We start from the raw sequence: 22,979 nt of genomic DNA, 5'->3' as shown, positions 1-22,979 counted from the left end.
TTATCTCGCGCCAGCGGACGCGGGACGGCGATCTGCGGCTGCGAGCTGGAGCGCGTCGGTCAGCACCTCTTTTTCGATCACATACAGCGGTCTGCGCTTGACTTCTTTATAAATTTTCCCAATATATTCGCCAATTAAACCTAGCGCCAGCAACTGTACGCCGCCAATAAACCAGACCGAGACAATCAGCGAGGTCCAGCCGGTGACGGTTGCGCCAAGCAGCTTGCCGATCAGGGCATACAACGCTGCCACGAGACTGAGCGCGAACAGAATGAAGCCCATCAGCGTAACAAAACGAATCGGTGTGACGCTGAACGACGTAATTCCGTCGAAGGCGAAAGCGAGCATTTTTTTGAGCGGATATTTCGATTCCCCCGCAAAGCGTTCCTTACGGTCGTAATACACTGTGGTCGAAGGAAAGCCGAGCAGCGGCACAATGCCGCGCAGGAACAGGTTGACCTCTTGAAACTTCTCCATCTCCTCCAGCGTGCGGCGGCTCATCAAGCGGAAATCGGCGTGATTGTAATGGATTTTGACACCCATGCGCGTCATCAGCTTGTAAAAGCCCTGCGCGGTCATTCGCTTGAACGCTGTATCGGTCTGCCGGCTTTGGCGCACGCCATACACAATGTCGTAACCTTCGTGGAATTTGACGACAAATTCGCGAATGGCCTCTACGTCGTCCTGCAGGTCGGCGTCGATCGACACGATGCAATCGGCATACGTTTTGGCCTGCATGAGCCCGGCCAGCAAAGCAGCCTGATGTCCGGCGTTGCGGGCGAGCTTCAGCCCGGTGACGTAGCGGTTTGATTGATGAAAGCGCTCTATTAATTCCCAAGTCTTATCCCTGCTGCCGTCGTCAACGAATAGGATGCTGCTGTCGGCTGACACGAGCTTGTCCTGAATCAGACCCGATAAAACAAGGCTGAGCTGGTGAACGGTTTCCGGCAATACCTCCTCTTCGTTATAGCAAGGCACGACTATGCTCAAGATCGGTATATTCATGTTCGTTATCTTCATCCTTCCAGGTAAGGTGAGAGGCCCCCCCAAGGCTTCTTGGTACCATTATAGCGCATACAGGGGTTTTTATAAATTCTCATTTCACGAAAATGAACGAAACGAAAAACGGCCGGAGCCCGCAAGCTCCGACCGCCCTACCTGGCATTGCGCCGCACGCGCGTACCGTGACTTACAGGCCGAAGCCGAATGTGCTCAGCACGATAACGAGCAAAATGTACAGTACGAGGATAACCGCCGTGTTGGTGTACGGACCTTTCACTTCGCAGCCACAGCTCATGTAAATCCCTCCTTCCATACCACAACATATGAAGAATGCCCCCGCAAAGAATGGACGAAAGCCCGTTCCGAAAAAAAGTCGTGATGCTTTTTCAGCTTTCCGAAAGAGGGCCTTCTTGTCTGTGTGGCGGCAGCTGTTCGCCCGCGCCCCGCCTTGAGCAACTCCAAGCCGTCCCTGCCGCATACCGCGCTGCGGATAAAACCGCTATAATAGTGGTATAAGCACGTACATGTTAGGCACAAGGAGGAGAAGCTGTGATTGCACACATGGCTACCGTGGCCATTTATGTGGAGGACCAACAGCGGGCCAAAGCTTTTTGGACGGAAAAGGTCGGCTTCAAGCTGGTGAGCGACATTCCGCTGGGAGCCGGGATGCGCTGGTTGGAGGTTGCGCCGCAGGGTGCCGGGACGGCATTGGTGATCTATCCGAAAAGCCGGATGAGCAACTGGGCCGAGCTGAAGCCGTCGATTGTATTTGCCTGCAGCGATATACGTTTGACGTATGCACAAATGAAGGAGCGGGGCGTAGAGTTCGAAGGCGAGCCGCGGGAGCTCGAATGGGGCTTATATGCGACGTTCCGGGACGAGGACGGAAATGCATTTTTGCTCAAGGAGCAGGTATAGGCTCTTGCTGTTGCAGGGGCAAGGCAGCGAGGCGCAAACAAACAGGCAGCCGGATGCGGTTGCCTGTTTGTGCGTCTATGGCGTAGTCGCTGCGTGAACCCGCCGATCATCGTCGAGGCCGAAGGCGCGTTCGAACGCATGCAGCGTAGAGCGCTGAGGCGACTTGTCGTAGACGGCAAAAACGATGTTCCCGAACAGGGAGCCAAAGCGTTCGTCAAGGAGCACTTGCCGGAAGTAGCCGGCGACATCGGCTGGGCGATTGCGGAATACGCCGCAGCCGTAAGCGCCAAGTATCAGTGAGTCTGCGCCCTGCTGCCAGAGCACGGCCAGAAGCTTGCGGATTCGCTCGAGCATATCGGCGTGAATGCGCGCTTCCAGCTCCGGCTGATGCTCGCGCACGACACCGGCATTGACAGCCGGAGCTGTTAGGAAGGATACGGCGTAAGGAACGGACAGCGGCTCGCCGCGGTCGTTTTTGAAAACAGGCACATCCGGCGAATAAATCATATAGTCGCTGTACAGACAAGTGGACAAGCGTCGGTTATATCGGTACATTTCCTCCATCTGCGCGATGCACGGATAGAGACCGGAGGAGCGGGCCAGGCTTTCCTCTTGAGCTTGGCTGCCGCTGAGGAAGCCGCCGCCGGGATTTTTGGCAGAAGCGAAGTTCAGGCAGGCTGTGGAACCGGCCGCTTCGACGACGATGCGACGGTAAGCGGCTTCGAGCGTCGTTTCGCCGGTGACCTCGATCTGTGGGGCGCGGTTTGTTAGTGCGGCGATAGCGTCACTGCGCACGGTGTCGAGCTCGGCCGGACGATACAGCCTCGAGCCAGCCACGGCGCGCTGCTGTGCGTCGGCGATGCTGACGGAAATGCCAGCGTTGTTCATATAGAAGCCTTGCTCCAGCCTATTCATGGTATCTTGGGCAATGGCGGCATGAATGCCGCGCTGCTGCTGGGGATGCATATTCATCCTCTCCTTTGATTACAGTTCCAGACTGAGAAACCAACGTTTCAACGTCTGGCTATCAGGTCTTCACGCAGTTGGGTCAACACTTCCCCGAGCCAATTCGTCCCTTTCCAGGTGCGTCGATCGCAAATGGCCGGGTCGTCTTCGCTCAGTCCGACTCCCCAAACCCGGTCGTCCGGGCTGGCCTCGACAAGCGTTGTGCCTTGCGTGCTTAACAGAGCGGCCAGCAAATGCTCGTTTTGCGTAAATTTTGCATAGTTGCCGGTGTAGACAATGGCTTTGCAGCGGCTTGCCCACAGATCCTGTTGAAAGCCGCTTACGCTGCGGCCCAGCTTTTTCTGTTCAATCGGGGAGCGGGCGCGCAAAATGCGTTCGGCAATGGCATTATCGCCAAAAAGATTGGCCTTGGCATACATCATATACTGCTCAGCGCAGTTGAAGGTCTGATCTTCAAGCTTGAATACGGCAGGATGCCATTGGGAAAACGGCGATTCCGTCCGCCAAAAGTAAGTAAATGATTCCATGACGGGTTCACTCTTTTCATAAGAATTCCTTTTGTATGGCAAATGGATTAAAGCGATACAGTCGCGACGGCCGGTGTCCAGCGTCACGAGTAGTGGCGTCCGTTTCTTCCACCAGCGGAGCGATTTTTCGACGGAAGGCGGCAGCGAGCAGCTCCTTACCCCCGATAATTTCATATACCTGTTGCAGAGCGGATAACGTAAAGCGCTCAGGCATCAATTGAAAAGCGATGTCGGTATGCTCGATTTGCTGTTTCAGCCGCTCTGTGGCGGCGTAGATTATTTTAGCGTGATCAAAGGCCAAGCCGTTGGAGCTTTCGATGACAAGCTTGCTGCTGCGCCGTTTGCCTTCGGCGGTATCGACTCGCCGGACCTCCGCAGTTAATGGGAGCGGACAAGCCTCTTCCGCAGAGCCGGTCAGCTCGATGAGATATAGACGGTTCGTCTGCATGCCCGTGGGCAGCTGTGTTGTTGTTTGCTCGACGAGCGTGCAGCTAAGCTGGAACCACTGGGCGTCGGCGGCGTCTGTTCCGGCCTGCAGGGGAAGCTGCGTGCTGTCCACCAGCGCCAGGTAGGAGCAGCTGATGACACGGGTGCGCGGATCGCGGTCCACCTCGCCCCATGCAGCGAGGGGTTGGAGATAAATGTCGGCAATGCCGGTTTCGTCGTGCAGCTCGCGGCGTGCAGCTTCATCCAGACTTTCGTCTACGGACACGAAACCGCCAGGCAGCGCCCACTGGCCAAGATATGGATGCTCGCCGCGGCGGATGAGCAGCAGTTGCAATTTTTTAGCAGGCAGCTTGCGGTAGTTGGGCTGGGCCTGATCGGCAACGGTCAGCACAACCATATCGACGGCCACCGACGGACGAGCGTAGCGGGCAGCGTCATATTGGGCAAGAAATTCGGCCTCGCTCATTCCGTTACGGTCACGAGGGACGGGGAGTGTCATAGCTATCACCTTTTACACAATTAGATATTAACAATTTGATAATAACAGAAATGCAAAAAGAATGACAAGCTTTTTGAAGAGCAGCTTTTGTAAGAAAAATTCTCGCAGCCTTTTCTGCTGGAAAAACCTACAAGTAGTTTGATAAGGAAGTTAGTTTATGATTTGCAGGTCTTTGGCACTATTTGTCGAAGTAAGATAAGGTGCGACATACAAAAAACTTGCAGGATGAGGTGCAAAGAATGAAAGCAAAATCATTTGCGATGAGGAGCTTGACGATTTGGATGAGCTTACTCATCGTCGTTTCGGGATGGGTTCCATTCCTTCCCGCTGTTCAGGAGGCGTATGCGTCTTCAGGAGATGTGGATTTTGACAGTGCGGTCCAGGTTCCGCTCAATTATGGAGTTCACAGCGCGGTTTCGCTGCCAGGAGGTAAAACCGGCTATTTGTACTCGGATGCTGGACATACGACGTATCAGATTATAGATAAAACCGGCGCAGACGTTGACAGCGCAGTTCTGGACAGTCAGATGGGCGCCGATGCGGGCAGTCCTGATGCCATGAAGGTGATTTACCTCAGCGGCACGCAAGATACGTTGATTACTTGGGAAAAAGAGGGCAGCGGCAATTTTTTCATCGTGCTGGATTCGTCGTTGCAAGTAAAAACAACCGCCACGGCGATTGACGACGATGGGGCGGTTCACAAGACAACAGAGACTACTCCGGTGGAGTTATCCAACGGCAACGTGGTGTTCATGTGGTTTGTGGCTGACGATTCGGCCTTTTACATGAGTATCATGAATCCGGACAGCTCCACAATCGTAGCGAAAACCGCGATCAGCGACAATCGCGACCCGGCTGAAGGAGCGCCAAACGTTTACAGCATTGGCACAAATCATAACGGGACGTTTATGGTCGTATCCCGGCATTATCAGTCGGCGAGTCCGACGACTTTATATTCATATGATCGCGCGACCATCTATAACAACGACGGCTCGATCCATACGAGCTTATTTAACCTGAATGCTTCGGCTAATATGGCTAACATTTCGTTGCCTCTTCAAGTAATCGGCTTGTCAGACGGGAATTATGCCGCGTTATTTGTGGACGGCGACAATTTGACGATTCAGGAGTTTGATTCCAACGGTGCTGCTGTGGGAACTGCCGTTATACCTACGTATGATGAAGCGGCTGATGGTACGGGTGGTTTGCTTGAATCGGCTTCCAGCCATTTTCTGTTTTATCGAATTGATAGTAATTTGTTCGTAGCTGCGGCAGAGGTTGCCAATGACGGAAGCTCGATTTCTGCATTTAATGGAGTTATTGAGGACGGGTCGGTTACCCTTTTTCCCATTTTATTTAGCGGCTACGAAAATCACATTGGTATCTATGATGACTTTAACCAATTGTTTGTTTTGCACGGGGTAGCTTCAGCGTTCGATAACAGCACAATTAGTCCAACAACGGCTACGTTTGATAAAAACACGGCCGACACGTCCGCAGGTCACTACCAGAATGTGACCACAACGGCGACGCTGAACGGCAATACGCTGAGCAGCATCGTGAACGGAGTGACGCCGTTAATATCGGGAACTGACTACACGCTGGTCGGCTCGACGATCACGATTGACAAAGCGTATCTGGCCGCGCAAGCGAATGGTCCGGTAACGCTGACGCTGAACTTCAGCGCCGGAGCGACGCAAACGCTGACGATTACGGTGAGCGATTCGACGCCAAGCAACAGCACAATTAGCCCAACAACGGCTACGTTTGATAAAAACACGGCCGATACGTCTGCTGGTCACTACCAGAATGTGACCACAACGGTGACGCTGAACGGCAATACGCTGAGCAGCATCGTGAACGGAGTGACGCCGTTAATATCGGGAACTGACTACACGTTGGTCGGCTCGACGATCACGATCAGCAAAGATTATCTGGCTGCGCAAGCGAATGGTCCCGTAACGCTGACGCTGAACTTCAGCGCCGGAGCGACGCAAACGCTGACGATTACGGTGAGCGATTCGACGCCAAGCAATAGCACAATTAGCCCAACAACGGCTACGTTTGATAAAAACACGGCCGATACGTCCGTAGGTCACTACCAGAATGTGACCACAACGGTGACGCTGAACGGCAATACACTGAGCAGCATCGTGAACGGAGTGACGCCGTTAATATCGGGAACTGATTACACGTTGGTCGGCTCGACGATCACGATCAGCAAAGATTATCTGGCTGCGCAAGCGAATGGTCCGGTAACGCTGACGCTGAACTTCAACGCCGGAGCGACGCAAACGCTGACGATCACGGTGAGCGATTCGACGCCAAGCAATAGCACGATCAGCCCAACAACGGCTACGTTTGATAAAAACACGGCCGATACGTCCGCAGGTCACTACCAGAATGTGACCACAACGGCGACGCTGAACGGCAATACGCTGAGCAGTATCGTGAACGGAGTGACGCCGTTAATATCGGGAACTGACTACACGCTGGTCGGCTCGACGATCACGATTGACAAAGCGTATCTGGCCGCGCAAGCGAATGGTCCGGTAACGCTGACGCTGAACTTCAGCGCCGGGGCGACGCAAACGCTGACGATCACGGTGAGCGATTCGACGCCAAGCAATAGCACAATTAGCCCAACGACGGCTACGTTTGATAAAAACACGGCCGATACGTCCGCAGGTCACTACCAGAATGTGACCACAACGGTGACGCTGAACGGCAATACGCTGAGCAGCATCGTGAACGGAGTGACACCGTTAATATCGGGAACTGACTACACGCTGGTCGGCTCGACGATCACGATTGACAAAGCGTATCTGGCCGCGCAAGCGAATGGTCCGGTAACGCTGACGCTGAACTTCAGCGCCGGAGCGACGCAAACGCTGACGATCACGGTGAGCGATTCGACGCCGGGCAACAGCACGATCAGCCCAACAACGGCTACGTTTGATAAAAACACGGCCGATACATCCGCAGGTCACTACCAGAATGTGATCACAACGGTGACGCTGAACGGCAATACGCTGAGCAGCATCGTGAACGGAGTGACACCGTTAATATCGGGAACTGATTACACGCTGGTCGGCTCGACGATCACGATTGACAAAGCGTACCTGGCCGCGCAAGCGAATGGTCCGGTAACGCTGACGCTGAACTTCAACGCCGGAGCGACGCAAACGCTGACGATTACGGTGAGCGACTCGACGCCAAGCAACAGCACGATCAGCCCAACAACGGCTACGTTTGATAAAAACACGGCCGATACGTCTGCAGGTCACTACCAGAATGTGATCACAACGGTGACGCTGAACGGCAATACGCTGAGCAGCATCGTGAACGGAGTGACGCCGTTAATATCGGGAACTGACTACACGCTGGTCGGCTCGACGATCACGATTGACAAAGCGTATCTGGCCGCGCAAGCGAATGGTCCGGTAACGCTGACGCTGAACTTCAACGCCGGAGCGACGCAAACGCTGACGATCACGGTGAGCGATTCGACGCCAAGCAACAGCACGATCAGCCCAACAACGGCTACGTTTGATAAAAACACGGCCGACACATCCGCAGGTCACTACCAGAATGTGACTACAACGGTGACGCTGAACGGCAATACGCTGAGCAGCATCGTGAACGGAGTGACGCCGTTAATATCGGGAACTGATTACACGTTGGTCGGCTCGACGATCACGATCAGCAAAGATTATCTGGCCGCGCAAACGAACGGTCCGGTAACGCTGACGCTGAACTTCAACGCCGGAGCAACGCAAACGCTGACGATTACGGTGAGCGATTCGACGCCAAGCAATAGCACAATTAGCCCAACAACGGCTACGTTTGATAAAAACACGGCCGACACGTCTGCAGGTCACTACCAGAATGTGACTACAACGGTGACGCTGAACGGCAATACGCTGAGCAGCATCGTGAACGGAGTGACGCCGTTAGTATCGGGAACTGACTACACGCTGGTCGGCTCGACGATCACGATCAGCAAAGATTATCTGGCGGCGCAAACGAATGGTCCGGTAACGCTGACGCTGAACTTCAACGCCGGAGCGACGCAAACGCTGACGATCACGGTGAGCGACTCTTCACTTCCGGCTCCGGACGCTCCGGTCATCCAGCTGGGCACGACAGCCAGCGGCAGAGCGAATCTGACATGGGCCGGCGTTTCTGGAGCGACAAGCTACAAAATTTTCAAAAGCATGACCTCCGGTTCGTACGGAGCAGCGCTGGATACAGTTACCGGCACTACGTACAGCTACACAGCGCAAGGCCTTCTGAACGGCACGCCGTATTATTTTATCGTCAAATCGGTGGGTCCCGGCGGCGATAGCGCAGCTTCCAATGAAATTACAGTTGTTACGAAAAATCCGACTGTACCTAATGGACCGGCAACAGGCACAGGTACAGGTACGCCAAACAGCGCGCAAGTGCTGGTGAACGGCAAACCGCAGGATGCGGGTACGATCACTACGGAGAAAAAAGGCAATCAAACCGTAACGGTCGTAACACTTGATCCAAAAAAGCTCGATGAAAAGCTTGCTGCAGAAGGTCAGCATGCGGTCGTCACGATTCCGGTCACTAGCAACTCCGACATCGTCATCGGCGAGTTGGACGGACAAATGGTGAAGAACATGGAGCAGAAGCAGGCGGTTGTTGAAATCAAAACCGATCAGGCTGTGTATACGTTGCCTGCCGGACAAATCAACATTAGCGCCGTTTCGCAGCAGCTTGGAACCAATGTTAATCTGCAAGATATCAAGGTGCATATCGAAATCGCCAAGCCTGTGGATGAAACGCTCAAAGTTGTTCGCAATGCGGCATCGCAAAATCAGTTGACGCTGGTTGCCCAGCCGCTTGATTTCAACATCAGCGGTACCTACGCTGGGAAATCAGTCGATGTTTCTCAATTTAACACGTATGTCGAGCGCACCATTGCCCTGCCGGACGGCGTGGACCCGCAGCGGATTACGACCGGCGTCGTCATTGACCCGGATGGTACGGTTCGTCACGTACCGACCAAAATCATCAAGAACGAGGACGGCAGCTATGCGGCGAAAGTCAAGAGCTTGACCAATAGCACCTATTCCGTTGTCTGGCATCCGGTGGCATTCAAGGATGTGGCGTCGCACTGGTCCCAAGCAGCCGTCAACGATATGGGCTCGCGTCTGGTCATCAGCGGAATCGGCAACGACCTGTTCAACCCGGATCAAAACATTACGCGCGCTGAATTTGCAGCGATCGTTGTACGGGGACTTGGCCTGAAACTGGAAGCCGCAGCTTCACCATTCTCCGATGTACACGCGGCCGACTGGTACAACTCCGCTGTGCAGACCGCTTATGCGTACGACCTGATCAGCGGTTTTGAAGACGGCACCTTCCGTCCGATGGACGCGATTACCCGCGAGCAGGCTATGACGATCATCTCCAAAGCGATGAAGCTGGCCGGCATCTCAAGCGAGCAAGCATCGACAAGTCTGCTGAACGGCTATCAGGATGCTGATCAGGCAGCAGCATGGGCCGCTTCCGGCATTGCCGAGTGTCTGCAGGCAGGCATCGTATCCGGCCGCAGCGACACGGAGCTGGCGCCGAAGGCGTTCGTTTCCAGAGCCGAAGTGGCGGCGCTGGTGCAGCGTTTGCTGCAAAAATCCGATCTGATCTAATTACCTGAAGGCACGACAAAGGTCGCCCCTCACAGTTCATTGAAACTGCGAGAGGGCGACCTTTTTGTGCAGCAAAAGCGTGACCGGGCCGGCGATTCGTTGCGTTCATTGTCCGTAGTATAGCATCCCGCTAATGTCGAGAAACAGATGAACAAGAATGACGGGCACAATCCGCTGTGTTTTGGCAAAATAAATCGAAAAAAGAAAGAACAGCAGCCCCAGCATCAGCGCCGAAAGAACACCTTGATACAGATGATAGGAGGTTTGTATCAGCGTGCTGGCGAGAACGGCAAGCTCTTCTTTTTTGAAAAAATAACGAAATTCGACGATGGCATAAGCGCGAACGAGCAGTTCCTCGAAAAACGGATTGACCAGCATGTAGAGCCCATATACGACCGTAATCTTCGATGCGAATATTTCCGCATTTTGCGGGGCGGCGTGCAGCAGCTGTGGACTGACGTAAGTAATAGCGAGCGTTACGACATAATAAGCGCCATAGATCAGCAAAGCATGCAACGGATCGCTTTTGCTCCATGTAAAGCCGATTTGCTTCAACGAGCGACCTTGTTTGCGCAAGGTAAACGCCAGGAGGCCCAGACCGAGCAGCTCCCAAATCAGGCCGGTCGCGAGGGAAGCGTCGCCAGGCGCAGTATCGGCACCGTTCAGAAAGTAATAGGTTGAGTTTAGCAGGGCCGGAGTTAGAGTAACATGCAGCACGACAGCCAGCGACAACCCGCGGTAGGGAATACTAGGACGCATGGCCGTTGTCTGCCAGAAACCAGGCTTCGAGACCGGGAGCGCATTTGCTGGGGATAAACTCCGTAAGCTGGTATTCGGCAATCTTATGGGTATAAAAAGGATCCTCGGCCATAATCCGCTCCGCTTCTTCAAGCCCTGAGGCCCGCATAAGAATTACCCCGCCGGTGCGCGGCTGCTTGCGGCCGGAGCAGAGGAAATGGCCGGAGGCATAGTACCGCTCCAGAAAGGCAATGTGCGCGTCCAGATGACGCTCGACCTCCTCCAGCGGCTGCTTGTAGTGAAGCGAAATTAAAAACAGACAAAAAACCTCCTTTGGATAAAACGCCCTAATCCGTGTCCGGCACGTTCGGCAGCGGCTGTAGCTGCTCCAGCAGCAGACGGATATCCGTCTGATCAAACATCGCATCGGCGTTGACGTCCGGCTGTACACCGTTGTCGCCGATTAAGCGCACGATATCGTCAATCGCATATCTGGCATCGCCTGTCTGATCCAGCGTATGGAAGGTCAGCACGCCAATCGGCCCCAGAGGATGATTCCAGGCCCCGTCGTCCAACTGCAGAGCCCCGGCCTGTATGGATACCGAAGCCAGCGGCTGCCCGTCCAGAACCGGGGAAGGGAAGCGTAGAAGCACGGTTCGTCCTTCTGGATCGGCTTCGTCATATACCGCTTCGGTTGCGGTAACAGGCGGCTGATCGGGCAGCATCAATTCGAACAAGCTTGCATCCGGCACGCTGTACGGCTTCATCGGCGTATCGAGCTTGAGCGTGATCTGATCGCCCGCCGCGTTGCCGAAGGCGGATATGGCGGCCACATCGGCATAGGAGAGCTGTCCGGCGTCAAGAACCTCCAGCTCCACGACGCCGCTATAGGCAGCGCCATTGGTGAACACGACGCGCATCTTCGTCGCCGTCACCGGGTCAAAATTAGCCGTATTCAATGCGGCCCCGGGCGTCGCAGGCGTTTTTACCGCGTTCTGGACAGGCGTCCAATCGCTGCCATCCCACGTTTGCACCTCGTAGCTGGCCGGAGGCCGGACACCGCCGCCGTCGTCGAACACGTAGATATTGACCTGATTGAACGATTGGGGCGCTCCAAAATCAACAGCAATCCAATCGCTGGCATTCGGCGATCCATAATTCGTCCAGCGGTCGCGCGGATTATCCGTGTAGGAGTAAATGCCGTTCACTGTACTCCACACACTGTCGCAGCCGCATGTGTAGGAGGCCGACAACTCGGGAAAGCCGCTTCCTCCGGGATTCAAGGCCAGATTATCAGACCCTTGGGCTTGGACGAGGCCCGGCATGCTGACCAGCAGCAAAGCCGTCAGGCTGAACAAAACCATCGCGTTTCGACGAATCCGATCCGACAAGAACATAAAGATCGCTCCCTTTGAAAATAGTCATGTTAATCCATTCTTTGGATCACTGCAAAAATCCTTGTTCCCGCAAGCTAAACATCATACTTGATGCGTTTGCCAAGCAGCGCCGTACCTTACAAATGACTGAGAATATTAATCAGCTTGCCGAACGGATCGCGGACAAAAAAACGCCGTACGCCCCAAGGCTCGTCCACAGGCCCGTATTCCACAGGAATACCTGCGCGGTGAACCCGCTCCAGCGCGGCAGCCAAATCGTCGACTTCGACCGATAAAGCGGGTACAGGCGTGTCCGAGCCACCCCCCGAGGCGAAGCTGACTTGAATCTCCATCAGCTCCGGCGCGCCATAAGTGGCAATCCAGCCGTGATCCATCCGCAAATCGAGACCGAGAATGTCGTGATAAAAACGCTTGGCCGCTGCAGGCTCCGGCGTCTCGATATTGCATACGACTCGCTTGACTTTCATGCGTCGATATTCCTCCTGACTTGCTAGTTTTCGATAACGAAAGCGCAAGAGCTGCTTTGCTTTTCATTATATCAGGAAAAAGATGGGCGCGAAGAGAGAAATATCAAGACGAAAAAGCCCTGACCGGGATATCCCGGCCAAGGCCATTTTCATACATCATTGCTTGCAAAAAGCGATTACTGTTCCCCGTTCAAGCTGGCTGCCTGGATGGCGCCAAACGCCCAGTGCGCGGTCGGCACGTCCGACCAACGCGGCAGCTGATCGTTCAACGCAGCGCGCCCGGTTACCCGGTTGAGCAGGGTGACCGCTTCGGCGCGATTCAGCGTGCGGTCAGGCTGGAAGCGTCCGTCGCTGTAGCCGTCTACAAGCCCTGCGGCTGCGGCAACGTCGATTTGCGCTGCGGCCCAGTGGCCGGCCGTATCGCTGAAGCCTGTCGCCTGTTGCGTGGCTGCATTCAGCTTGGCGGCCCGAACGGCAATGGTCGCCGCTTCGGCCCGCGTCACGGCGCGTTCGGGCTTGAAGGCGCCGTCTTCGTAGCCGTCCATCAAGCCGAGTGCGGTCACTTGGCGGATCGCGTCCGAAGCCCATGCAGGGAAACTGGTCTGATCGGTATAGGCCGGCACGCCGGACGTATCAACTGCTGTGCTTCCGTACAATCTGGACAGCATGGCTGCGAGCTGCCCGCGGGTAACGGCTTGCTCCGGACGGAAAGAACCATCCTCGTAGCCGACAATATAAGCTTGCTGCTGCACAGCGGCATCCTCGGATTCGATCACGGTGAACGTACTGAATTTGCTCACTGTAAACCGGATGGCGGAAGCGCCGTTGTCATCAGTGGCTGCTTCGCCCTGAAGCCATTCTTTCGTCCCGTCGCTGTGCTCAATATAGATGTGCAGGCCGGCGATGCGTTCAGCCGGATAAGTACCGAGCGGCAGTGTCAACGTAACCGGATGCGATTGCAGATTCGTTTCAATTGCCATCGGTCTGCCGATGACGGTCGCTGGCTTCAGCGAAGAATTGCTGTTGGCTTTGGCCCGTTCGGCAACCTCCTGCTGCTCCGAGGATTCCTTGAGCGGAACGAGGTGGAAGATCAGATCGTCGCTTGCTGCCATTAGCGAAGTTACCGGAATTTCGATCTTCGCACCGCGTGTTTCAATCGTCAAGCCGATACCGGCGTCGCTTAGCTTTTGCAGCGCGTCATGAGGCAGCGCTACTTGCGTGGAGGCGACTTCGTCCTTGTCGTCAGGGACGACGATCACGGCTTGTCCGGAGCCTGTCGAGCCCATCGCAGCGACCGCCTTGGCCGCGAGCTCGGAGGTCAGGCTGACTTGATCGTTTTTCTTGCCTTTATCATCGGTGGTGCGGATAATTTCGGCTTGCGACACCAGGTTGCCGCTTTTGGAGCCGCCGCGCACGTCGATCTTGATGATCTCCTGGTTGTTGCTGGTCGCAGCCGGTGACGATGTGCTTGGCCGGATTACGGCCTGTGTAACCGTAGCGTCAGGATAACCTGTGGCTTTCACCACAATTTGGTGCGTGCCGACCGGCAGCTTGCCGGCGAAGAAAGTCAGCTTGCCCGCTGTCAGCTCGTACATGCTGCTGTCTGCGACCGTTCCATTGTATTCCACAGCCGTTACGGCAGCGCGCCAAGCGGTATTGTCGGTAAACGTCATGTCGAGATTATGCTTCGTATCGTTTTGCGATCGGTCCGCAATCAGTGCAGGCGAAGTAATAAGCACGGTTTGCTGCACGGACACTTTTTTGTAGCCGGTGGATGTGATTTCAATCGTATAGGTGCCCGCCGGCAGTGGCTGCAAAATTTGCAGCGCGCCTGGCGTCATTTGATAGTTCGCCGATATGACGGAGCCGTCTTTTTTGATCGTTACGGCTGTGATCTGGGAGCGCCAGGCGACATCGTCGGTGAACGTCAGCGCCAGCGGATGCAGATCGTCATTGTCCGACGTGTCTGCAGTCAGGGCTGGAGCGTCGAGTCCGGTCGAGAAGTTCGGATTGGTTGTCCGGATGGTGGTGAAGTTCGCGTCGACCGTATAGTAGTACCCGTCTTCATAGGCCAGGCCGTAGCGGACCTGTTCCAGATTGTCCAAGGTCGCTGTTTGCGTAAAGCCGGTTTCATCAATTTTGTAGGCAAAAAGAGGCGGCGTTTCGCCGAAAGCTGCCATCATCGGCGCGGCGTGCATACCGCCGTCCGCATCGCTGTAAAGCTGCATCATGGCATTCGGGCTGTCGGCTACGAATACCCACTGTTCGTTGATTTCATCGTATTTGTACAGCTTGGCGGAGTTATTTAGCGGCAGCAACGGATTGGATTTGCCGATGTTGGCAAACAGTTGGCCGGAGCTGTCCACGGCAATGCCCGTGTAATTAAATTTGTAGCCGTTGTCATCCGGGAAGACCGGAATTTGCGACCAGTTGTGATTTTCGCTAAGCTTGGTTACGTTCTTGCCGTCAAACAGATAGATCGCTCCCGTCGGGCTGACTGTAGAAGCTGTCAAAATTCCCGTTGTGGAGAGATTTTGCGGCATGTCGTAAGAGGTCCAGGTTGCTCCGCGATCATTGCTGATATTGATTCTTCGTACGCCGTTAAAATCAGTGACGTACCAGTTGCTGCCACGGGTTATGAACGAATACGGGAAAACAAACCGTCCCTGCGGCCACTCCTGCGTGCTCCAACCGATATCCGCAGGGAAGCGGTAGCTGAAACCTGTGCCAGCCGCCTGCATGGCGTAAACCGCATCGTTCACGGTCAGAATCGGGGCCTGCAAGCCGAGGTCGGAGGTGATGTCATACCATACGGATGGCGTCAGGTCTACGTGCTGGTTGACGGTTGCGTCTGCATATCCGCTCGCTTTGATCTGGACGTAGTAATCGCCGGGAACTGTAATGCCGGTCAACGTCAATACGCCGGCTTGCATCGCATAGACGGAGCTGGTGACCGTGCCGTTTCGCTTGATCGAAACGTCGGTAACGGCGGCACGCCAGTCGGCGTCGTCCGTAAATGTCAGCTCCAGCGCGTGGGCCGTATCGTTATCGGTTGTATCAGCAGTTAGCGTGGGTGAAGGCTTGACGTCGCCGAACGTCGGATTCGTCGTTTGAATTTTGCCGTCCGTATTGGTATCGGCAATATAGTAGTAGCTGCCGTCGAACACCATGCCGGCGCTTGTCCACCAGAAGGTGTCAGTGTAGGCTTCCAAATCTATTGCAGCTCCGTTAAAGGAGTAAATATTCTTATGGGGCGTCAGGAAAAAGTTATAGGGGCCCTGGCGGACATACAGATTGCCGCTGGCATCGTGGCTCAGAATCATGTTGCTGCCCGGAAGGGGCGCATTGACCAGCGTCCAGGACGTGCCGTCGTAGCTGTAGATGGCGGCTGTTTGGCCGGACGTCGGCATCATTTTATAAATTTTGGTTATCACGCTGTAGAGCTTGCCGGTTCCGTCGGTCGATGCGTTCGCGAAGCGGTAAGTATAATTTGAATCCTCGGGATACGGGTCGATTTTGCTCCAATTTCCGTTTGTATCCAGCTTGTATATGTTCATGTAGTCCGCAACGTACAAATTGTCGTTGTTGTCGAAAAAAAGCGTATGGAGCGACGTGCCGTTGATCGTGTTAAAACCGCCTGCAGGCTCCGTTACCGCGGTCCACGTTTGGCCGTTGTCGCTGCTTTTCATCAGCTTGGAGGGGATCAGCGGATGCGCATTTACATCGCCTTGGTCGATAATGTACATATCGTTGCCATGAAACTCCAGCTCGATCGGTGCCGTGAACTGATTGGCCGGAAGATCGGCCAGCTTGGACCAATTGCTGTCGCTTGGACCTCTTTGCAGAATTTTTTTGCCGGTGCTGTAAAGCAGATACAGCTTGCCGTTGGCTTGAGCCAAGCTTCTGGGATTGGCGTCGGCATTTGACGTAATATCACGCCAAGTTGTGCCGGATGCGCGCGCTGTTCCCTGCATCCAGATCAGGCCGGGCAGCACGAGTGCAATAGCGAGCATGACATGCAGGACCCTGCTTACTGTTTGATTGATCTTCATAAAACCTTCCATCCCCCTGTCGAACAATGTCAATGGCTTACAAGGTAACTATAGCAGGAGGCGTTGAACGGATTCTGAGCAAAACGGCGGAAAATCGGGGGAGAAGCGACTTTTTCGGGAAATTTCATGATCGTTATTTGCAGGAGAATAGGCAAAGCCGTTACCGGCAATGGGTGCGCGCGGGCAAACAGGCGCGGAGAGCTGGAGGGATGGGGAAAATTACCTTGTAGGCAAAAAGAGCTGCGCAGCCGATCCGGGCCGCTCGCAGACATCGTGTTGATCACGCCGGTGCAGGGGGAGGGCGCAGGGGCAAAGTGCGGGGGCCAAGCGCAGGGGTAAAGTGCGGGCCAAGTGCAGGGGCAGAACGCAGAGGCAAAGCGCAGGGGTAAAGTGCGGGGGCATAACGTAGAGGCAAAGCGCAGGGACAAAGTGCGGGCCAAGTGCAGGGGCAGAACGCAGAGGCAAAGCGCGGGGCCAAGCGCAGTGGCAGAACGCAGAGGCAAAGCGCAGGGCCAATCGGCCCTGCGCGCGGGCGGCTACTCAATGCGCTCCAGCAGTTGGCAGCTGTAAAATTGAAAATCGGCTGATGGCTCGCTGCCCAGCTCATCGGCGATCAGCTTGCAAAAAGCGGCGTAGCTGCGCCGCAACGCTTCCATATCGCCGGCTGTGGCGAGACAGGCGAGCAGCTCGCGCGTCAGGCGCTCCGAATACGGGTGCAGCTCGCAGGCCCGGCGGATCCGCCGCAGCGCCGCTTCCGGCGCGCCGTTCGCCCGTTCGCTCGCGACCAGCTGCAGCGTCAGGGCAATATAGCTTTGCAGCAGCGTTTCGCGGCGGGGCTTGGCCCAGGCATAATCTTCCTTGTCGAGATAATGCCCGTTGTACAGCGCCCACGCCTTCGCCGCCTCGGCATCGCTTTGCTTGCCTTCCGCTGCGGCTGCGGCTGCTTGCTGGAACCGATCGGCGTCGATGGACAGCTCGTCGCCTTGCAGCCGGTAGCTTTCCAGTGAGTACTCAAGCGTTGCGCCGAGGCCGGTGTCACGCAGCATGCGCCGAACCTGATATACGGCCGTATGCAGATGGACAAGCGCCTTGTCCTGCTCGAACGCCGGCCAGATTTCCTCCAGCAGCGCGTCCTTGGCCAGCCACAAGCCGCGATTGTGCAGCAGGTAAGCGAACAGCTCCTTCGACTTCAGCGTGCGCCATTTGCCGGCTGACTGGCCGTTTGCCGCTGAAATGCGCAATTGGCCGAGCATCTCCAGTTCGGGCTTGGCCGCTACTTGTGCCGCGGCTTCGGCAGCGGTCGCAGCGGCTGTAGAAGCCGTGGCGTCGTGCGGAGGCGGTACTGCGCGCGCGTGCGACTTGCGGACACGCTCCAGCGTTTTGGCGAAGCGCTGCGGATCAATCGGCTTGAGCACGTAATCAAGCGCGTTGACCTTAAACGCCTCCAGCGCATAGGAGGAGTACGCCGTCACGAAGATCACGCGGATTTCTTCGTCCAGAGCGGCGATTGCCTCAGCGGCCTCCAGACCGTTCATACCGGGCATCTCCATATCGAGAAATACCAGCTCGACCCGCTCCCGGGCCAGATGCTTCAGCCCGTCTGCGGCGTGTTGATACGAGCCGGTCACTTCGATGTCCGGTTCTTTGGCCAGCAGCCATTCCAGCTGCAGGAGCGCCGGGCGCTCGTCGTCAATCAATATCGCTTTCATGCTGGATCGCCTCCGGTATGATAAAGCTCACCCGGGTACCGCTGCCCGGATGGCTGTCGATGTGCAAGGCTTCGCCGTAGAGCAGCCGCAGCCGGCGGCTGATATTGGTCAAGCCGACGCCGCCTGCGCCGCCGGGCTTGGGCGGCTGCCCGCCGGGCATGCCGACGCCGTCGTCTTCCACGGCGACTTGCCAGCCCGCAGCCGACGGCTTGACGCGGATGCGGACGGTGCCGCCTTCGGGCTTGCGTAAAATGCCGTGTCGGACGGCGTTTTCGACAAGCGGCTGGATCGACAGCGGAGGCACGAGAATCCGCTCCTCGCCGGCGATGTCGAATTCGGCGCGCAGCCGGTCGCCGAAGCGGGCCGCTTCAATCGCCAAATACGAGCGGACCAGCTCCAGCTCGCTGCTCAGCGGCACGCGCTGCGCCAGATTGGCGAAGTCGAAGCTGCCGCGCAAATAGCGGCTGAGCTCCAGCAGAAGCTCCTCGGCCCGTGCGGGGTCCAGACGGCATACCGTCATGATCGTATTGATCGCATTAAATAGAAAATGCGGTTTGATCTGTGCTTGCAGGAAGGCCGTCTCGGTGCGCACGAGATTTTTGATCGAGCTTCGCAGTTGCAGCAGCGTCGCTACGCGGGCCTTGAGCTCGGCGGCATCATACGGCTTGATCAGCATGTCGTTTGCTCCCGCTTCGAAGCCGGCCAGCGCTTCTTCCGGCCGCCGTCCTTCGCACAGTAGCAGGATCGGCAGCTCGGCCGGCATTGTGTGCTCGCGGATGCGTCGAACGAGCTCCAGGCCGGACATATCCGGCATGATCAGATCGACGATCGCCAGATCGAAGGCGCTGGCGCCGGCAAGCAGCGCCAGCGCTTCTGCGCCGCTGGCGGCAAAGCGGATGGAGATGCCGGCGTCAGCAAGCAAGTGGCCCATCACCCACGCGTCCAGCGCATCGTTGTCGACGATCAGCAGCGACCCACGTTCGGACCGTTCGGCGCTTGCCGCGCTTGTGGGGCCGCTGGCTTCGCTTGTCAGCCGCCCCCATTCCGTCCGCGCGTTGTGCTCGGCGCTGCCCGACCGAACCGGCTGCGGACGGCTGCTTGGCGCGACCGGCTCGCCGCTGGCGTCGAGCTCGGCCGCCGGCCAGGCGATGCGCAGCACCGACGGTCCGTCCGCGGCTTCTTCGGCGCTCCAGACGCCGTCGCCGAGCTCGATCAGCTGCCGGGTGACCGTCAGCCGCAGCCGCTCCGCCGATTCGGAAGCCGTGACGTCGGTCGGATAAAACTCCGCCGGCTCCCGCTCGGCTTGCAGTGCCCGATGCAGGCCCGGAGCCGTCATCTCCAGCGTCACCCGGCCGTTATCGGCATAGGCGTCGAAGCGGACGTTCGCTCCGCGCGCATGGCGGCTCGCGTAGGCGACCAGATTGTGGATGATTTGCCCGATGCGCCGTTCGTCGGCCAGAATCGGCGGCAATCCGTCGGGCAACGTGTCCCGGCTCCAGGCGGCCGATTCCTGCAACGGATACAGGTCGATGACGCTGCGGAGAATGGGCTGCAGATGGACAGCGCGTCGCCGATAGGCCGTCTCTCCGTTTTTCAGCAAGCTGAAATCGATCAGGTCATCGACCAGATACGCCAGCCGCCGGGCGATGCCGTTAATCATGGTCAGCCGTATCCGGCCGTTTTCCTCCTCCGGGCGCTCCTGCAAAGCGGCCAGATTGGCAATCCCCCGCAGCGGCTCCCGAATCTCATAGGACGTGCTGAGCATAAATTCGTCCTTCAGCTCATCCAGCCGCAGCAGCCGTTCCGAGAGCCGTTGCGCGTGAGCGAGCAGCACACTGAAGCGCGAGACGATCAAATAAGCCTGCGAGCCGCTGAAAATGATAATCGCATACGGGAGCAACGTCTGATCCTCCAGCTTGCCGAAGCCCTGCAGCAAATAGACAGCGAGCATGAACAGCACGCTCTGGATGCTGACGGTGAGCGCGAGCGTCTGCGCACGGCGGGCCAGCACGGCCCGCAGCAGCACATAAAGCAGGTAAGCGATCGAGCCCAGCGCGCAAGCGAGCAACAGTGTTTCTCCGCGCGAGAACAGATAGGGCGGCAATGCCAGTCCGGTCAGCGTCAGCCCGCTGGCAATCGCCAGCAGCAGCCGGTCGATCGTCCGAACGCCGAATTCCGGAAACAGCTGAACTACATAGCGGGCCAAAAAATAATAAATGTAGCCCGAGATAATCAGCTGAATGCGCAGCACCACGTCGTAGTCGAGCGTCGGCAGCAGCGCCAGCGCCGCTTTCTCCCCATGCGTCAGCACGTACAGCAGGCTGCATACGCAAAAACCGCCAAGCTGCAGCAGCGGCGCCTCGCGTCGGCGCAGCCGGAAGAACAGCAGCAGGAACAATGCCGGGATCAGAAAGCCGCACGCTGTCAGCCAATAGGCGAACAGGTTGATTTCCCGGCTGCGGATGATCGCTTCTTGCGTGCCGAACCAGATCGGGTAAATAATCCCGCCCGAAGCATAGCTGTAATTGGCTACCTGCACCGTAATGTCGGCCACGGGCCGGTCCAGACGGAAATAGGCGGCGAACGGCACATTCGACGGCGTCGTCGAGAGGCGGTTCAGCCCGGGAAAGCCGCTGCCGCCGATTTCCTCGCCGTTGACGTAAATACGCGCCGATGTCCGGATGCTGGTGGCGCGAATGCCGTACATGCCTGCGGCATGCTCGGGCAGCAGCAGGCGCAGCCGGTAGGTTGCGGTGCCCAGTCCCTTGCTCATCGCCGGCAGCCCGTTCCAGACGCCGGGTACGCGCGCGGGGACGGGCTGTTCCGCTGGCGAAGCGGCTTCTGCGCCGGTCAGCAGCTGGCCCGGATAAAGCAGCCACATACCGTTCAGCTTCACCTTGCCGCTTTCGCTCCAGCTTGCGCGCAAATCCATCACTCCGTCAGCCGCTGCGAACGGAATGTCGTTGCCCGAGTCACGCAGCTGCGCAACCACCCAGCCGACCGGCAGCAGCGTAATCAGAATGAAGCTCGCAAGCAGTCGGAGCCAATAAGTATTCATGTCCGGCGGCAGCTCCTTTCAGGGGGCATGTGGGATGTAGGCGCAGCGACCGGCGTTCCCGGCGCGGACAACGGTCCCACGCAACGTGCAAAGGCGCTCTAGTATGCGCCGGCAGCCCGCCGGCAAGCGCCGAACCGAGCCCCAGGCTGCGCGCGTAGGCTCTCATGTATGATTAGCATTATAACGGTTTCCAAAATGTTCTTCAAAGGCCTGGCATTCGCTTCCTGCCGGAGCGTACCCGGAGCGCGGTGCCGGCCGTACGGCGGCTGTCAAACCTGTGTAGCTGCCCATGCTTTGCATCCCGCCCGCAGGCTGTGTAAGATAGGACATAAGAACGATCCGTTAAGCGGAGATAAGGAGGCAGGCTCATGGTTTTTGGCGCGCGCATCTGGAAAACGGGCATTGCCGTCGCTTTATCCTTATATTTGAGCGCTTGGCTGGCGTTTACCCCGCCGGTGATTGCGGCCGTGGCCGCCATTTTTGCCATGCAGCCCTCGATCTATCGCTCCTGGCGTTATTTTCTGGATCAGCTCCAGACGAATGTGCTCGGAGCAGCGCTGGCGATGCTGGCCGGGATGTTTTTTTCCAACAATGTGATTGCCATTGGTATTGTGTGCATTCTGGTCATTCTGCTCTGCTTGCGGATGCGGATGGAGGAGACGATTGGCTTGACGCTCGTGACCGTCGTCGCCGTTATGGAGGCGTCCGGCCAGTGGCAGTTTGCGCTGAACCGCTTTTTGCTCAGTCTGATCGGGATCGGCTGCGCGTTTGCGGTCAATCTGCTGTTTTTCCCGCCGAAGCCCAAGGCGCAGTTCTCTGCGCAAATTCATGCCGCTTTCGGCACGTTGTCGCTGCTGCTGCGCACGGCTATTTCCAACGAGATGAAGGAGAGTGTGTTCCGCGAGGAAAAGACAGGGCTGCAAGCCGCGCTGCACGGGCTGACCGATAAATACCGGCTGATGGAGGAAGAGGTGCAGAAGCTCAAGGGCGCCCGCTTCGGCAAGGTGCGCGAGCTGGTGGTGTACAAGCAGAAGCTGCTGGTCATGAACAAGGGGCTGGAGGTGCTGGAAGCGGTTGAAGAGCATTATTTTCCATCGCCGCGCCCTGCGGGGACGGACGAGCGGTTCGACGGACATATGGAGAAGCTGATCAAATTTCATGAGCATGTGCTGCTGCGCTTCGACGATAAGCTCAAAGCCGACAGCATCGACGAGTTGGAGATGGAGGCGGAGAACGAGCGGTTCCTGACCGAGCTGTTCGAGCGTTACAAGGACGAGCCTGCCGGCCTGCTGCGACTGTCGGTGGTCGCAGCGGCGATGTACGATTACGGGCATCAAATCGAAAGATTGGGCAAGCTGGTCGAGCACGTACACCGTGGCGACGAGGTCAAGGAGCCGCTGGATGCGCTGCTGCGCAGCATCCGGTTGAAGCATTAAGCAGCGCGCAGCCGACGCTGCACATCAGGAAGGCCGCCGCTTGTCGAAAGCGCGCGGTCTTTTTGCCGTCAGGGGCTTGAGCGGG

15 protein-coding genes are annotated in these 22,979 nt (G+C 56.9%); 3 read left to right on the top strand and 12 right to left on the bottom strand.

The genetic code is table 11. From position 1 onward, the window contains the following. Together B5M42_RS11385 and B5M42_RS11380 are read right to left on the bottom strand one after the other, a co-directional pair. The gene (locus B5M42_RS11385) at positions 1-1,005 is read right to left on the bottom strand and encodes a glycosyltransferase family 2 protein (RefSeq protein WP_134757705.1); all 1,005 of its coding nucleotides are present in this window, start codon (positions 1,003-1,005) and stop codon (positions 1-3) included. 184 nt (positions 1,006-1,189) lie between these two features. Then, positions 1,190-1,297 (bottom strand): sporulation protein YjcZ, encoded by a 108-nt coding sequence (locus B5M42_RS11380; RefSeq protein ID WP_134757703.1) that lies wholly within the window; start codon positions 1,295-1,297, stop codon positions 1,190-1,192. Between the two features lie 254 nt (positions 1,298-1,551). Here B5M42_RS11380 and B5M42_RS11375 point away from each other — a divergent pair, with 254 nt between their 5' ends. Then, positions 1,552-1,920 (top strand): VOC family protein, encoded by a 369-nt coding sequence (locus B5M42_RS11375; protein WP_134757701.1) that lies wholly within the window; start codon positions 1,552-1,554, stop codon positions 1,918-1,920. 75 nt (positions 1,921-1,995) lie between these two features. Here B5M42_RS11375 and B5M42_RS11370 read toward each other — a convergent pair whose 3' ends face one another. From B5M42_RS11370 to B5M42_RS11360, 3 genes are read right to left on the bottom strand one after another with little or no spacing between them, the layout of a single operon-like run. After that, positions 1,996-2,886 (bottom strand): TIGR02452 family protein, encoded by an 891-nt coding sequence (locus tag B5M42_RS11370; RefSeq protein ID WP_230632862.1) that lies wholly within the window; start codon positions 2,884-2,886, stop codon positions 1,996-1,998. Between the two features lie 47 nt (positions 2,887-2,933). Further along, on the bottom strand, positions 2,934-3,413 hold the full coding sequence (locus tag B5M42_RS11365; RefSeq protein ID WP_134757697.1) for an NADAR family protein: 480 nt from the start codon (positions 3,411-3,413) through the stop codon (positions 2,934-2,936). Between the two features lie 16 nt (positions 3,414-3,429). After that, a complete protein-coding gene (locus B5M42_RS11360) occupies positions 3,430-4,359 on the bottom strand; it encodes an NUDIX hydrolase (protein ID WP_134757695.1) in 930 nt (309 codons plus the stop codon). A 281-nt stretch (positions 4,360-4,640) separates the two neighbouring features. Between B5M42_RS11360 and B5M42_RS11355 the strand changes: the two genes are divergently transcribed. Beyond that, on the top strand, positions 4,641-10,037 hold the full coding sequence (locus B5M42_RS11355) for a X2-like carbohydrate binding domain-containing protein (protein WP_230632861.1): 5,397 nt from the start codon (positions 4,641-4,643) through the stop codon (positions 10,035-10,037). Positions 10,038-10,142: 105 nt separating this feature from the next. On the opposite strand, the gene B5M42_RS11350 is transcribed toward B5M42_RS11355, so the two are convergent. The 7 genes from B5M42_RS11350 to B5M42_RS11320 all read right to left on the bottom strand — a co-directional run bounded on the left by B5M42_RS11350 (position 10,143) and on the right by B5M42_RS11320 (position 21,458). Next, complete coding sequence (locus B5M42_RS11350; RefSeq protein WP_134755337.1) at positions 10,143-10,796, bottom strand: CPBP family intramembrane glutamic endopeptidase; 654 nt, start codon at positions 10,794-10,796, stop codon at positions 10,143-10,145. Continuing rightward, positions 10,786-11,202: a YciI family protein gene (locus B5M42_RS11345; protein WP_230632860.1), complete on the bottom strand. Its 417-nt coding sequence runs from the start codon at positions 11,200-11,202 to the stop codon at positions 10,786-10,788. The genes B5M42_RS11350 and B5M42_RS11345 overlap by 11 nt, the downstream gene beginning before the upstream one ends. Then, positions 11,123-12,172, bottom strand: coding sequence for a discoidin domain-containing protein (locus B5M42_RS11340; RefSeq protein ID WP_134755339.1), 1,050 nt, complete (start codon positions 12,170-12,172; stop codon positions 11,123-11,125). Before B5M42_RS11340 ends, B5M42_RS11345 begins: the two co-directional genes overlap by 80 nt. Positions 12,173-12,288: 116 nt before the next feature. Continuing rightward, on the bottom strand, positions 12,289-12,639 hold the full coding sequence (locus tag B5M42_RS11335; RefSeq protein ID WP_134755341.1) for a VOC family protein: 351 nt from the start codon (positions 12,637-12,639) through the stop codon (positions 12,289-12,291). Between the two features lie 176 nt (positions 12,640-12,815). After that, a complete protein-coding gene (locus tag B5M42_RS11330) occupies positions 12,816-16,691 on the bottom strand; it encodes a hemoblobin-interacting domain-containing protein (RefSeq protein WP_167690138.1) in 3,876 nt (1,291 codons plus the stop codon). 536 nt (positions 16,692-17,227) lie between these two features. Then, entirely contained in the window at positions 17,228-18,400 is a 1,173-nt protein-coding gene (locus B5M42_RS11325; RefSeq protein WP_134755345.1) for a response regulator, read from the bottom strand. Beyond that, positions 18,381-21,458, bottom strand: coding sequence for a histidine kinase (locus B5M42_RS11320; RefSeq protein ID WP_134755347.1), 3,078 nt, complete (start codon positions 21,456-21,458; stop codon positions 18,381-18,383). Before B5M42_RS11320 ends, B5M42_RS11325 begins: the two co-directional genes overlap by 20 nt. Before the next feature lie 368 nt (positions 21,459-21,826). Here B5M42_RS11320 and B5M42_RS11315 point away from each other — a divergent pair, with 368 nt between their 5' ends. After that, positions 21,827-22,894, top strand: a complete 1,068-nt coding sequence (locus tag B5M42_RS11315) for an FUSC family protein (protein ID WP_134755349.1) — start codon at positions 21,827-21,829, stop codon at positions 22,892-22,894. Positions 22,895-22,979 lie beyond the last annotated feature (85 nt).

This window comes from Paenibacillus athensensis (assembly GCF_004514475.2).
Classification (GTDB): domain Bacteria; phylum Bacillota; class Bacilli; order Paenibacillales; family NBRC-103111; genus Paenibacillus_AL; species Paenibacillus_AL athensensis.
This window is presented reverse-complemented; position numbering and strand designations above follow the sequence as displayed.